Source organism: Vibrio sp. YT-16 (assembly GCF_033337405.1).
GTDB classification, from domain to species: domain Bacteria; phylum Pseudomonadota; class Gammaproteobacteria; order Enterobacterales; family Vibrionaceae; genus Vibrio; species Vibrio alginolyticus.
The window spans coordinates 82,233-94,690 of record NZ_JAWOQQ010000015.1; the positions used below are offsets into that span (position 1 = coordinate 82,233).

14 protein-coding genes are annotated in these 12,458 nt (G+C 42.5%); 9 read left to right on the forward strand and 5 right to left on the reverse strand.

The window, feature by feature from the left end; all coding sequences use genetic code 11:
* Positions 1-69: 69 nt before the first annotated feature.
* Entirely contained in the window at positions 70-411 is a 342-nt protein-coding gene (locus tag R7F07_RS20100) for an ArsR/SmtB family transcription factor (RefSeq protein WP_009706198.1), read from the reverse strand.
* Positions 412-681: 270 nt separating this feature from the next.
* On the opposite strand from R7F07_RS20100, the gene R7F07_RS20105 reads away from it, so the two are divergent.
* Positions 682-1,266 (forward strand): NAD(P)H-dependent oxidoreductase, encoded by a 585-nt coding sequence (locus R7F07_RS20105; protein WP_005375454.1) that lies wholly within the window; start codon positions 682-684, stop codon positions 1,264-1,266.
* A 167-nt stretch (positions 1,267-1,433) separates the two neighbouring features.
* Complete coding sequence (locus R7F07_RS20110) at positions 1,434-1,799, forward strand: winged helix-turn-helix transcriptional regulator (protein ID WP_017821620.1); 366 nt, start codon at positions 1,434-1,436, stop codon at positions 1,797-1,799.
* A gap of 195 nt (positions 1,800-1,994) precedes the next feature.
* Here R7F07_RS20110 and R7F07_RS20115 read toward each other — a convergent pair whose 3' ends face one another.
* Complete coding sequence (locus R7F07_RS20115; RefSeq protein ID WP_017821619.1) at positions 1,995-2,678, reverse strand: hypothetical protein; 684 nt, start codon at positions 2,676-2,678, stop codon at positions 1,995-1,997.
* A 512-nt stretch (positions 2,679-3,190) separates the two neighbouring features.
* Positions 3,191-3,730: a redoxin domain-containing protein gene (locus R7F07_RS20120; protein ID WP_005385152.1), complete on the reverse strand. Its 540-nt coding sequence runs from the start codon at positions 3,728-3,730 to the stop codon at positions 3,191-3,193.
* A 565-nt stretch (positions 3,731-4,295) separates the two neighbouring features.
* Between R7F07_RS20120 and R7F07_RS20125 the strand changes: the two genes are divergently transcribed.
* Complete coding sequence (locus R7F07_RS20125; RefSeq protein ID WP_171342515.1) at positions 4,296-6,053, forward strand: SgrR family transcriptional regulator; 1,758 nt, start codon at positions 4,296-4,298, stop codon at positions 6,051-6,053.
* A 9-nt stretch (positions 6,054-6,062) separates the two neighbouring features.
* Here the strand turns inward: R7F07_RS20125 and R7F07_RS20130 are convergent, their stop codons facing one another.
* Positions 6,063-6,938, reverse strand: a complete 876-nt coding sequence (locus tag R7F07_RS20130) for a LysR family transcriptional regulator (RefSeq protein WP_171342516.1) — start codon at positions 6,936-6,938, stop codon at positions 6,063-6,065.
* Positions 6,939-7,079: 141 nt separating this feature from the next.
* On the opposite strand from R7F07_RS20130, the gene R7F07_RS20135 reads away from it, so the two are divergent.
* The 3 genes from R7F07_RS20135 to R7F07_RS20145 all read left to right on the forward strand — a co-directional run bounded on the left by R7F07_RS20135 (position 7,080) and on the right by R7F07_RS20145 (position 8,992).
* A complete protein-coding gene (locus R7F07_RS20135) occupies positions 7,080-8,048 on the forward strand; it encodes an aldo/keto reductase (RefSeq protein ID WP_054574426.1) in 969 nt (322 codons plus the stop codon).
* A gap of 9 nt (positions 8,049-8,057) precedes the next feature.
* Entirely contained in the window at positions 8,058-8,444 is a 387-nt protein-coding gene (locus R7F07_RS20140; RefSeq protein WP_042521512.1) for a GlcG/HbpS family heme-binding protein, read from the forward strand.
* Between the two features lie 167 nt (positions 8,445-8,611).
* Positions 8,612-8,992: a hypothetical protein gene (locus R7F07_RS20145; protein WP_081007913.1), complete on the forward strand. Its 381-nt coding sequence runs from the start codon at positions 8,612-8,614 to the stop codon at positions 8,990-8,992.
* 111 nt (positions 8,993-9,103) lie between these two features.
* Here R7F07_RS20145 and R7F07_RS20150 read toward each other — a convergent pair whose 3' ends face one another.
* The gene (locus R7F07_RS20150) at positions 9,104-9,436 is read right to left on the reverse strand and encodes a helix-turn-helix transcriptional regulator (protein WP_005375470.1); all 333 of its coding nucleotides are present in this window, start codon (positions 9,434-9,436) and stop codon (positions 9,104-9,106) included.
* A 141-nt stretch (positions 9,437-9,577) separates the two neighbouring features.
* On the opposite strand from R7F07_RS20150, the gene R7F07_RS20155 reads away from it, so the two are divergent.
* The 3 genes from R7F07_RS20155 to R7F07_RS20165 all read left to right on the forward strand — a co-directional run bounded on the left by R7F07_RS20155 (position 9,578) and on the right by R7F07_RS20165 (position 12,343).
* Positions 9,578-9,889 (forward strand): hypothetical protein, encoded by a 312-nt coding sequence (locus tag R7F07_RS20155; RefSeq protein WP_047101654.1) that lies wholly within the window; start codon positions 9,578-9,580, stop codon positions 9,887-9,889.
* 722 nt (positions 9,890-10,611) lie between these two features.
* Positions 10,612-11,769 carry an amino acid permease gene (locus R7F07_RS20160; RefSeq protein ID WP_005375474.1) on the forward strand — a complete coding sequence of 386 codons (1,158 nt, stop codon included), beginning with the start codon at positions 10,612-10,614 and terminating at the stop codon, positions 11,767-11,769.
* Positions 11,770-12,001: 232 nt separating this feature from the next.
* Positions 12,002-12,343, forward strand: coding sequence for a hypothetical protein (locus R7F07_RS20165; RefSeq protein WP_081007912.1), 342 nt, complete (start codon positions 12,002-12,004; stop codon positions 12,341-12,343).
* Positions 12,344-12,458 lie beyond the last annotated feature (115 nt).

The window sequence follows — 12,458 nt, forward strand, 5'->3', positions numbered from 1 at the left end:
TTTATCGTCGAAAGGCGATAGTTAAAGGTATAGTTTATCTGTGCACGCCTGACCAGCGTGCAAAGGGAATTAATCAAATAACTTGGAAAATCCTAGATTGAACTGATCAAACGCGTCGCGTTGAATGCGGTAACACACCTTAGGTGGGTTTGGCTCGGCGCTGATAAAGCCAGCTTGCTTTAGAATACGCAAGTGCTCGGAAACAGTAGATTGCGCAAGACCGAGTTCAGAAACCAAATCACTGTTCAAACAACCGCCCATGGTATCGAGAGTGTGCAGGATATGCAGAATGCGCAAACGTGCTGGATGTGACAAAGCTTTTGCTTGTGCTGCTAGAGTTTGTTCTTTCTCGAGCTGTTGTTGTGTTGTCTGAAAAACAACTTCGCACGTGTCGTTGCACTTATCACTCATTCGCTGGCCTTAATAGTTAATCGTCGAATTGCGATAAAGTGTACGCCTGCTCTGTGGAAGATGCAACAAATCGATGAAAAAATTAATCGGGAAATAACGATGAATAAAAAGTTGAAAAAATATCTCTTTTAAAAACAGTAATATAATCAAAATTCAAGTAGGTTACTAAAAGTTAACTAATTGCACTATATTTCTAGGTTACCATAATAAACCACATCCGACGCACAATGGTTATTGCGTCATCTTGTGAACTTATTTAAAGGTAATCCCATGAGCAACGTACTGATCATCAATGCACACGAACCATCACCATACTCAGAAGGTCGTCTAAACGCTTCTCTTGTCGACAAAGCACAGACGCTTCTGCAAGCAAAAGGCCATGAGGTTCGCGTTGTGACAATGCAAGATGAGATCAACGTAGATGAGCAACTCGCACACTTTGAATGGGCTGATCGCGTGATCATCCAAAGCCCAATCAACTGGATGTCTGTGCCTTGGTCATTCAAAAAATACATGGACGACGTGTTTACTGCGGGTATGGGCGGCGCACTGTGTGCATTCGATGGCCGTAGCGCAGAAGAACCAAAGAAAAACTATGGTACAGGCGGCACTCAAACCAACAGCAAATACATGCTGTCACTGACATTCAACGCGCCAGAAGAATCGTTTGATGATGAGAACGAATACCTATTCCAAGGTAAAGGCGTGGACGATTTGATGTTCCACATGCACGCTAACTTCCGCTTCTTTGGTATGTCAGCACTGCCTACATTCGCTTGTTACGACGTGATGAAGAACGCAGATATCGAAAACGATTTTGTTCGTTTCGAAGCGCACATTAACGAAAACTTCTAATCCTTTTAGAAACATAGTGCGAACTGAATGATGAATTGAGATGGACTGCTGCATGCGGTCCATTTTTATTTGTTTGCGGCGAGGTGACGTTTTTATTACTCTAAAGCACTAAATGTATCTAGCTTACTTTTCGTTACCTAGATTAGGTGCGTATCTTGAGGTGTATTGTGGAAAGCAGAATCAGTGTAGATAGCAAAGGTCGTAAGTCAGTGGCGAACGTATGTGCGGAGCCATGTGCTATCGAGAAAGGGATGCGTCTAATTGGTGGTAAATGGAAAGGCTCTTTGATTTTTCATTTGAAAGACGGCCCAGTTCGTTTCAATGACTTAGCACGCATGCTAGGCGGCGCAAGCAAAAAGATGATCGACCAGCGCCTCAAAGAGCTAGAAGCGGAAGGTATGGTGGTACGCAAAGTGATCAGCGATCGCCCAATTGCAGTCAGCTATGAGCTAACAGAGTTCGGCCGTACCGCACTTAAGATTCTTGATGATTTGCGAATTTGGTCTGAAAAGCATCAAATTGAGCTTCGTTAAGACCAAAGTAGTTAATCGCAAACGTCACTCTCTTTTGAAAGCTGATTAACAATACATCGCCGTTTATACCCAAGTAACTTAGATGTGCTTTATTCAAATCGTAATTTGTTTCGTAAAACAACGTACTCTTTCTAGTCAGGCATATCGAAGCTACTTGAGCATAATCGTACTTTTTAACTTTTTGATTTTTAGTTATTATTTTATCATGCTTAATAAGTTGTAGAATAAATCACTCACTTCAGTTGAATTTAAAAAAGCACTATTTAATTCCAGTTTCTTTTCAAAATCGGAATATTTATCGAATTCCTCTTTCTCAACTAAACCTATTGGTGAGTTGTCGTTAACGTGGCTTTCATATTTTTTGATGGTATATAATTTAGACTTTTCGTCAAAATATTGAATTATCTTAATGTTAACGTCAGGTCTCTCCGTATTATACGTGATCGTAATTTTTTCATAATCTTTATTAATCGGAGTCGTAAGCCCTGTAGGGTAGATGATTTTAAACCTATTAATGTCATTCTTCTTCGTGCTTTTATAATGTTTTGAGTATGAAAAGTTTTCAATTGCACTTTTAGTGACGATAATTGACTCACCTTTCTTTAAACCGTATTCGGTACATTCATAATCGTCGACAACCGTAGAATTTCTTTTCTTTTCAATCAGGTAGGACATAGTTGCAGATGTCCCTCCGTGTTCCAGTTTTTGTTGGTTTACAGAACAATAGAAATGACCTTTGTCCACCGTCATTGCGTTGACTTGTTCCGGATTTGAAATGGTGGGATGTATATCTTTTGCTGGATCGTTGTCGCTTCCTCCTGAACCGCATCCAACTAATCCGATACAAACGGCCATATAAAGCAAAGAGATTTTATTCATACTGTATTTCTCAATTAAGATGTGTGATTGCAAATAACGATTAATTACATTTTTATAAAGTGAAATGTTTTTTATTTTAATTGAACGGTGTTTTATTGGTAATTTAATCGTTTGCTTTTATTTTGTCTCTTACGGTATCTATGTTTTCATTTATGGTATGAATTATTAGATTTGCACAATTGTGAGTTGCAATAGGATAATAATCGCTAGCCAACTACTTGTGTAGGTACCGTTATGATTTATATATCCGTTAAGTCTAAGTTTTTAGTCTTAATTTCATGTATTTATCGCGAAAGTGACTTAGAAGTAAATAACTAACGTTGTTTGAGGGGAGCCTGGGCTTCACTGATCTTGTTTTTCATCAAGGCGTTGTATAATGAACAAGGACTCTATTTCCAACTTGTTGATACATATCAGATCTCACGGATCTGATATGCATTCCAAGTTATTCTCACTAAGGCAAGAATCTTAGCTTATTTAAGGATAGAAAGTTTACTTGGGTGTAGAAGATATTAGTAATCCAATGTGCCACGGATAGGGTAGTTATTGTTTGGATCGCGAATCCATGCCAATCCGCGTGATAGCGCGCCAAGCTCAGGGCGAACAAACGGGTTGTTTGAAATATCCACCACGTGTAAGTCGCCGTGTTCATTCACCACAAACAGACCTGGTTCTGCGAAATTATGATCGGTTTCCTGTTCAGATCGAGGAATAGATACATACAAGCCTAGCGTTTTCATTTGTTCTTCGGTCAGGCCGTAAGCGATAGGGAAGCTGATTTCGAGTTTCTCTAGATGCCCCTCTAGCTGTGCTTTTGAATCGCCAGAAACGGCAAGAATATCGACGCCAGCATCAGCGAAAGCCTGTTTGTAACTCTCAAGCTCGTTGAGGTACTTAGTACAAAGAGGGCAGTGTTTACCACGATAAACGAATACTGCTTGCCAAGTCGCATCACCTTGCGGCTGACCCAACGTTACGCTTGAACCATCTAGCAAAGTGGCTTGAAGATGAGGGAAGCTGTCGCCCGCTTTAAGTTTCACTGAAGTTGCCATATTGACTCCCGAATTGGTGGTGTATATCCATGAATGCCCCTTTCTCAACAAAGCGATTGGGGGATGAGACTTCAATGTAGACTCTGTTTTGCTGTGTTTCAACTAGTTAACTTTTAGTAACCTGCAATAAGGTAGTAGAGTGCAAAAGATGAAAAAGCAGAACTTAAGATACAACGAAGTGGGGGTGTAGTATCAGGAGCTAAGTTCTGCTTGAGGTTAGGCTATGACCACTGGAACATATCGTTAAGATAAACCAGAGTCATCACTTCTATTTTATTACTCGATTGAGCTAGGCGTTGCTGAAAAAAGTACGCCATCATTGGCTTCTTCATTTCTTCCTCCTTTACGCTGACGAGTAAATTATGTGTATAAAAGGGGATATAAAAAAGAGAGTGCTTTTGTTGGCTTTTTTCCTAATAACGTAAATATATGGGGCTTTAAAGCCGAATTTGGAGGTTAATTGTGGAAAAGGGGAACAGATAATTAGGAAGTTTTCTTATTTTATTACCGCCAACTTAAGTAAACTATTCCTATCCACAAACTTCACAGATCTAAGGTTGATTCAGTGTCTGATCTCAATTTGTTTCGCTATTACCAACGATTACTCTCGTTTAGCGTTGGTGATGAAACAAAAACCACGTTACAGGACATTGCCGACATCATGTTCACTTCTTCTCGGCATGCTCGTAGCCTGCTAACGCAGATGCAGCAGAAGGCGTGGTTGAGCTGGCACCCGAAAGCTGGGCGGAACCAACGATCGACTCTTATTCTGAATATGGAGTTAGACGTTTTAAAAGAGAGCTTGGCTCTTGAACGTATCAAGTTAGGCAAGTATGAAAAAGCACTGGCGATATTAGATGAAGACGAAATGGCATTTGGCCGTTTGTTAAAAACAACGTCTGGTGCTTCTGTTCAAGAAGGACAGCTCAATATTCAATTAACCTATAAGCGAATGTTTGAGCGCGTCGTTCCACATCAACTTCAGCGTAGCAGCGAACGTTTCTTATTAAGGCAAATCTATTGTTGCTTAGTTTCGAGTGATCACAATGGGAAAGTGCAACCAGAACTCGCACATCACTGGCGTTATGACGAAGACACCTACGAATGGACTTTCTACCTTCGTCCAGGTCTGACTTTTCATAATGGTAATTCCATTGATGCAGAAACAGTGGTTAGCTTGTTTGCAAAATTGAGTTCACTACAGTATTACGAAAAAGAATTGGCACATGTCGCTAACATCACTGCGCCAACGCCATTGAAAGTTGTTTTTAAGCTTAATCGAGCTGACTTGGGCTTTGCTGGACTTATTTCTGGGGTGAAATACGGCATTCAACCAGTAAGCCAAGTTAACGTAGCGAATAACAAGCTGGTGGTCGGAAGTGGCCCATTCTCTGTTGTCGAGCACAATGAAAGTCGTTTAAAACTGCAAGCATTTAATGGTTACTACGCATGTAGAGTTCTAACGGATTTGGTGACTATCTGGATTGTTAATGACGAGCAAATGGAGAACCCGTCATTGGCAGCAAATACGTTGCAAAGGGATGCTTCGCCCGAGGAGGATTTGTGTGGACACTATATGTCGACGCAAAACCGAGAAAACTCATCGGCGAGCAAGCGTAGCCGAATAGAAGATGGTTGCTTATTCACCTTATTTAATCAGCACGCTAAGCACAAACTCTCTTTAGCGCAGCGCCGTTATATTAGTGAGCTAATTCAACCTGAGCACTTGGCCGAAGTGATGCGCCGCGAGAATATTGTGTTTGGGAGTATACCCGCTTATAACCTGCTACCAGGTTGGAAGCCAGTGCTCCGTCCGTTCAGTGAGCCGCTTAAGTTACCTAAACACATTACGATAGCAGGATATAACTATACCGCATTGCGTCGCTGTGCGCGGGCTATTTCTAATCGTTTGGCGAGTGTTGGCAGTAAAGTAGAAATTGTTATGTATTCCTACCGTGAGCTGAACGAGAAGGCTAAGAACGGTGAGCTAAATGAGACAATGGTCGTAACGAACATAAACCTAGATGATAATCGTCATGCCTCAGCGTTCACGAACTTCTTCAGCAACGCTGTGCTATTCCACACTTTGGGAGAAAAGAACGCACAATGGTTAGATGAACAACTACAGAGAGTCAGATCTTTCGTTCCACTTGAGGACTACCTTAATGCATTGGAGCCAATTTCATCGACGTTGATCAGCGAGTATTGGATTGCACCTATGTTCCACCATACACAAACTTTGCGCTTCCAAGGTGTATTAGAAGACGTTGCTTTAACCAATTGGGGTTGGCCAGATATCCGCTCGGTGTGGTCGGCAGATTAACTACCTTAGTTATTTAGCAAAGTGCTGCTTCACGAATTCAATGAAGGCTCTGGTTTTCGCCGATTGATAGATAAGTTGTGGGTACACCAAGTAAACCGCGTTGTGCTGGTGGTCGGTTTCTTCCGATAAAACCTGCATTAGACGACCATGTTCAACGTCTTGTTCGACAAAGTAACTTGCTAACCGAGCAATGCCATTGCCAGACAGGGCTGATTCTTTGAGTAAGCGGTTTTCATTGCTTGAAAGCCAACCTTGGGTTTGAACTGTTCCCGTTTTTAACGGCCACTCTTTTTGATGCAATGTGGTTAAGCATTGGTGCTGTTTTAAATCCGCTAACGTCTCCGGCGTACCTTCTTCTTGCAGATACTGAGGAGAGGCAACCAGCCAGTGGTGGTAGTCCAAAAGGTGATGCGCAATCATATTCTCGGGCGGCGTTCTTGTTGCTCGAAACGCAAAGTCGACGCTGGTTTCCGTCAGATTAAACGCTTGATAGCTAGAAAGAATCTCGAACTCTACGTTTGGATGTAAAGCGCGAAACGCCACACACAAATCATGCAGCACCGCTTCGGCAAACATCTTGGGAGCAGTAAGACGAATCAGACCGTCTACTTGCTCAGATTGCTGACTTAAACTCTTTTCCATTTCCATTACGCGGCGTTTGAGATCTTCCGCTTGTGCAAAGATCGATTCACCTTCTGCCGTCAATCTCACGCTGCGTGTGGTTCGAACAATCAAAGGCGTGGCGAGTTCCGATTCCAATCGCTTGATTTGTTCCGACAGGTAACTTTTAGAGATACCAAGTTGCTCTGCTGCTCTAGAAAAGTTGAGTGTTTGAGCCACTTCAGCAAACAGCATCAGTTTTTCGATTCTCTTATAATCTGCCATCTTTATTGCTCGCTTTAATTGTTCGGTAACGAGGATAATGAATTCGATTTTACGGTATTAAACTAATTTTTACGAACGGTAAGATGGTTCGAGTTAATTTAAGAAATTGAAGATGCAGAAATCGGAAAAGTGAGAATAACGATGAACAATCCAACACTACCGCTCGCCAAAACCTTACCTAACGTTAGCCGCTTGGTCTTCGGCTGTATGGGACTTGGAGGGGAGTGGAATCGCAACCCATTAACCGCCCAAGATGAAAACCAAGCTTATGCCGCTGTAGAGGCAGCATTAGAGGTTGGCATCAATCTCTTTGATCATGCGGATATCTACAAATTCGGTAAGGCTGAAGAAGTGTTTGGGCGCATCTTAGCCAATGACTCAACCTTACGAGAACGAATTTATCTGCAATCCAAGTGCGGCATCCGTCTAGGAGATGAGCAAGGTGTTAAGCAGTATGACTTCTCTGCCAAATGGGTGACGGCTTCTGTTGAGGGCATTCTTGAACGCCTTGGCGTGGAAAATCTTGATGTTTTGATGCTGCATCGTCCTGATCCTTTGGTTGAATTTGAAGAACTGGGCACAACGCTAAAAGCCCTGAAACAAGCTGGCAAAGTTAACCACTTCGGTGTTTCTAACATGAACAGTGCTCAAATTGACCTTCTTCAACAAGCAACGGGCGAAGTTGTTGTGGCGAACCAGTTGGAAATGAGTCTGGCTAAGTCTGACTTTATTAAGCAAGGCATGGGGCTTCCTTCGTCGGAATCTGACTACGTTGCGGGAACACTGGAACATGCCCGTAAGCATAATATCCAACTGCAAGCGTGGGGCAGTATGGCGCAAGGAAGATTCTCAGAGCGTGGTTTACATTCTGATGATCACAACACCAGACAGACGGCGGAGATGGTAATGGCGCTAGCAGCTGAATATGGCGTGTCGTCTGAGGCGATTGTTTTAGCCTTCCTGACGCGTCATCCAAACCAAATTCAGCCTGTTATTGGTACTGCAAACCCACAGCGTATTCGCGCTTGTGCTCAAGTAGAGAACGTCACGCTATCACGTAGCCATTGGTATGGCTTGTTCGAGAAAACCCTTGGTCATGAGATCCCGTAGGAGAGAAAAATGAAATACGTACAAGTTCAAACTCTGATTCAAACGGCATTGGAAATTGCGACTGCTCGCAAGCAAAACATTGCGGTTGCCGTGGTTGATACACATGGAGAATTGCTCGGTTTTGCCCGAATGGATGATGTGAGTGTGCAAGCAGGTTTGTTGGCACAGAACAAAGCTTACACCTCGGCTAGAGACCGTCAGCCTAGCGGCAATCTGGGTGCTTGGGCTCGTGAGACGGGTAAGCAGTTGAGTTATTGGACTGACCCGAAGATCACAGGCTTTATGGGTGGTGTGCCTATAGAACAAGAGGGGAAAATCGTCGGTGCAATTGGCATTAGCGGTTTGGCTGAGCAAGATGATGAAGCACTTGCGATGGAAGTATTAAACGCGCGTTGAGTATAATGTTTATCAGTAGGTGTGATGCTTTGTCCAGCTTTGTACTCACTGTAGGGACTCAAGTTCACAGGCTTCGTCGAGTCACAATGCTATCTAATAGCCTGAAGTAAGCAGAAGTTGAAATCGCGAACTATGATTAATTTATTTGAAAGCTTTGAGGCCTAAATATGTTTCATAGGGTATTCGTTTCGCTATTTTTTGTTCTCCTCTCAGGCTGTGGTACGAGTGACAGCGCGTTAAAAGAGAGCGGTTATGATGAAGCTTATATCCAAGGCTTTCATGACGGTCGGCATAGTGGTATGCAAGAGGCAGGGAATGATTTTGAACACTATATTAAGGACGAAACAAGGTATCAAACCGACTCAGATTATCGACAAGGCTGGGATGCTGGTGAGGTAGAGGGTAACAAGTTACAAAAGCAGGCGACCGCGATAGGACAAGGCATGATTGATAATTCATATGAAGAACGTGATGTCTTTGATCCTGATAAAGTGGCGAAAGATGCAATAAAAGGCGTTAATACATCGGAACTGAAAAGCCTAGAGTAACGGACTGATATAAAGAATAAAACTCGTCATTTGACGAGTTTTATTTTTGTCTAAACGATTCATGTTTCAACGCTCAACAGGGCATTCATCGTTTGGGTATGAGTAATGTCGTTAATCACCTTTCTTGTTCTTTTGTTCAAGGATTAACGATAACAGGCGAACTAGCAGGGACTGAGCTTCCGGTGAGAGCAATCGCGCCACGGCCGTTAAGTCATTTGCTGTGACATGCTGAACATCACGTACATCTAAAGCAATATCTAGGTCAGTCAAATGAAGCGAACGCAATATGGCACGATATTGTGAGAGTTTAAGATCGGACTCTCCGCGCTCGATCCTTTGATATGTTTTTACGCTCATTCCAGCGATGTTTGCCATTTGCTCACGGGAGAGGCCATTCGATTTTCGTCTTGCGATCAGTGCTTGAATTATAGGGTCTACCTGCATGTGCTCTCCTGAAAGGACAGTTTTGACCTAAACGGAGCAAGAAGTGGACCAGTTTAACCACCACATATTTACCTGCTTTGCAATCAGTATAAAAATAACTGTCTTATAAAAACGTAAATATTTTAGTCAGTTATTAACTCAATGGAAAAGTATCAATCATACAAATCAATAGAAACGAAAGCTTCTATTCGCAAAATGCAACGCATTTTAGATCATTTATTTAGTGAAATTGCTCAGCAACATCGTGAGACTAAAGAGAATGTTGTGACACTGATTCAACAGTCACAACAGCGATTGATGAACTACAAAGAGCTTTACCTTCACAAAGAATCGATAAGTGAAGTAGAGCTGCGGATGGCGCATGAAAATATGAGTGAGACTGAGAAGCAGGTCGCCGATATGGGTATTCCAGTGTTAACTTATATCATTGGCGCGCTAGATAAAGCGTATTAACACAGCCGTAAAGTCGGGCGATACAAGATTTATGCAATTTCGATCAATTGATGACATCTAAAAGAAAGGATGCAAATGCTGGGGAACCACACCCAGCATTCGGACACTCATTTACCTATATTTTCGAACCGTAAATCAGTGTTTAGAGGTATGTGAACCGAACGTGTCGGTACGCAGCGAATAATAGCGATATTGTCCGATCTAGGCTACGTCCTTGGAATCTAACACCTTCACTTAAACTGTAAATTAATCTGTACACCCAGCCAAATTGAGCCATTGAGCACGTTCCTCCTTCTCTTTAAGCGATAAAAGACTAATTAGTGACGAAAAAAACAACACATCTTAGGTAAAAGATAAGAGTTGTTAAAATATATCGCTATAAGATTGACCTTTTGCTTTTCAATCGTCCTGCTTATGCCTTACAATCTTTTCGAACCAAATCCATTCATAACGAATGGGGTTGATGAATTAAGATGAACAATTTTGCTTCGAACCCAAAGTTGCGCACATTTCATCAACGATGACATCGCCAAAAACGACTCTCAAGTGTTCATGTGCAAATGATTAACCACCTTTTGTTGCGTGTCTTCTTAGCCATACAGGGCTCTTGTAACATAGTGCTTTTGTAACCAAATTTTGACTAAGTCGGAGCGTTTTGTTGTGTGCTTTAGATAAAGCACAACTGGCGAGAAATTAACGGATTGAATTTAGAGGTATTAACCGTGAACCTAAAACTTGTCGGCAGCTCCCTGATCGTTGCAGGTACTGCTCTTGGCGCTGGTATGCTTGCTATACCAATGGTGCTTGCTCAATTTGGCCTCCTTTGGGGCACTCTTCTTATGTTGTTCATCTGGGCTGGAACGACTTATGCTGCGCTGCTCCTTCTTGAAGCCAGTTGCAAAGTAGGTGGTGGTGTGAGCATGAATGCAATTGCTCGCGAAACGCTTGGTAAAGGAGGCCAGTTGGTAACCAACAGCTTGCTTTACGCCCTGTTAGTTTGTCTATTAATGGCTTACATCATTGGTGCGGGTGATCTCGTACAAAAAGTAACAGCCTCAATTGGGCTTCCAACATCTACGATCTCAAGCCAAGTCGGTTTTACTCTTTTAGTTGGTATCATTGTTTCGGCAGGTACAGGGGTAGTAGATAAGCTGAATCGCGGTTTGTTCCTAGGCATGATCGTAGCGCTGATCCTGACACTTTTTGCGCTTGCACCAAGCGTCTCGTTTGAAGGACTTGATGAGGTTGTGAGCGACGATAAAATGGCACTTATCAAAACCAGTTCGGTGCTTTTCACCAGTTTCGGTTTTATGGTCGTGATCCCATCGCTTGTAACTTACAACAAAGAAGCGAGTAAAACACAGCTGCGTAATATGATTATCGTGGGCTCAACTATTCCGCTTGTTTGTTACCTATTATGGTTGTTAGCGGTTGTCGGCAATCTACCACCTCATGAGCTTGTTCAATACTCCAACGTAACAGAGTTGATCTCGGTACTAGGTCAGCAATACGAGGGCTTAGAGTTCATCCTATCCATGTTTACTGGTTTGGCACTACTAACGTCGTTCTTAGGTGTTGCAATGGCGCTATACGATCAAAATGCAGACCTACTGAAAGCAAGTAAGCCAGTGATTTTTGTTACTACTTTTGTGCTACCACTATTAGGTGCTGTATTTGCGCCAGAACACTTCCTAGCTATTCTCAGCTACGCGGGGATTATTCTTGTGTTTCTCGCGGTCTTTGTTCCATTATCAATGACCATGAAAGTGCGTCGAGTGCCGGTAGAAGATGACAATATTTATGAAGCTGGTGGCGGCGCAATGGGAATGAGCATGATCTTCCTATTCGGCTGTTTCTTGCTGTTTGCCCAAGCAGTATAAAATCACGCTAGCTTATTTAAAAACTGAGCCGCTCGTAGTCAAACGGGCGGCTTTTTTGTATTCATAGCCGAACCCAGGCCACTCGAAGTCATCAGCATTTGTGATGTTTGACGTTTCTCTGATAATCACGGTTAGCGCTGACTTTTTAGTAAAACTCCTTAGCGAAAGGCTGACATGTACAGTGATTCACCCTTCTATTATATCGATGTTGATATGAATAAGAGGCTCTGTTGTGTCAAAGCAATTATCTTTTGCCATGGTTGGCGTTATGTTGTCTTTAGGTGTGTTGAGTACAGAAGCGGTGGCTGACCCGAAGCATAAGCATGGACATCGGTACGATCACCATCATGCGCATCACCACCATCATAAACACAATCGCAAGCACAAGCATAAACACAAACATCGTGACGTTATTTATGTGGAGACCAGACGACCAAGGCGCAGTTACTATTACCATGACCGAATTCCTCGGAATAGTACCTACATAAAGATTGGAGATTTCACTTATCTAAAAGTGGACGACCGTTATTATCGCCGTTCTAATGATCGCTATATCCATGTCGAGTTCAATTAAACTTGAAAGGGCACATAGTCGGCGTTCTTGTAATGTTGAGCTTAATAGCAACAACATGTCACATGTAACATCGACCAATACTAGGGTTGAGGGTTAAAAACAAAAACAGCGAGCC

Bases quoted from the DNA above. Each gene is read 5' to 3' on its own strand.
- R7F07_RS20100 (WP_009706198.1), bottom strand. From the start codon at position 411: ATGAGTGATAAGTGCAACGACACGTGCGAAGTTGTTTTTCAGACAACA.
- R7F07_RS20105 (WP_005375454.1), top strand. From the start codon at position 682: ATGAGCAACGTACTGATCATCAATGCACACGAACCATCACCATACTCA.
- R7F07_RS20115 (WP_017821619.1), bottom strand. From the start codon at position 2,678: ATGAATAAAATCTCTTTGCTTTATATGGCCGTTTGTATCGGATTAGTT.
- R7F07_RS20120 (WP_005385152.1), bottom strand. From the start codon at position 3,730: ATGGCAACTTCAGTGAAACTTAAAGCGGGCGACAGCTTCCCTCATCTT.
- R7F07_RS20130 (WP_171342516.1), bottom strand. From the start codon at position 6,938: ATGGCAGATTATAAGAGAATCGAAAAACTGATGCTGTTTGCTGAAGTG.
- R7F07_RS20135 (WP_054574426.1), top strand. From the start codon at position 7,080: ATGAACAATCCAACACTACCGCTCGCCAAAACCTTACCTAACGTTAGC.
- R7F07_RS20140 (WP_042521512.1), top strand. From the start codon at position 8,058: ATGAAATACGTACAAGTTCAAACTCTGATTCAAACGGCATTGGAAATT.
- R7F07_RS20145 (WP_081007913.1), top strand. From the start codon at position 8,612: ATGTTTCATAGGGTATTCGTTTCGCTATTTTTTGTTCTCCTCTCAGGC.
- R7F07_RS20150 (WP_005375470.1), bottom strand. From the start codon at position 9,436: ATGCAGGTAGACCCTATAATTCAAGCACTGATCGCAAGACGAAAATCG.
- R7F07_RS20155 (WP_047101654.1), top strand. From the start codon at position 9,578: ATGGAAAAGTATCAATCATACAAATCAATAGAAACGAAAGCTTCTATT.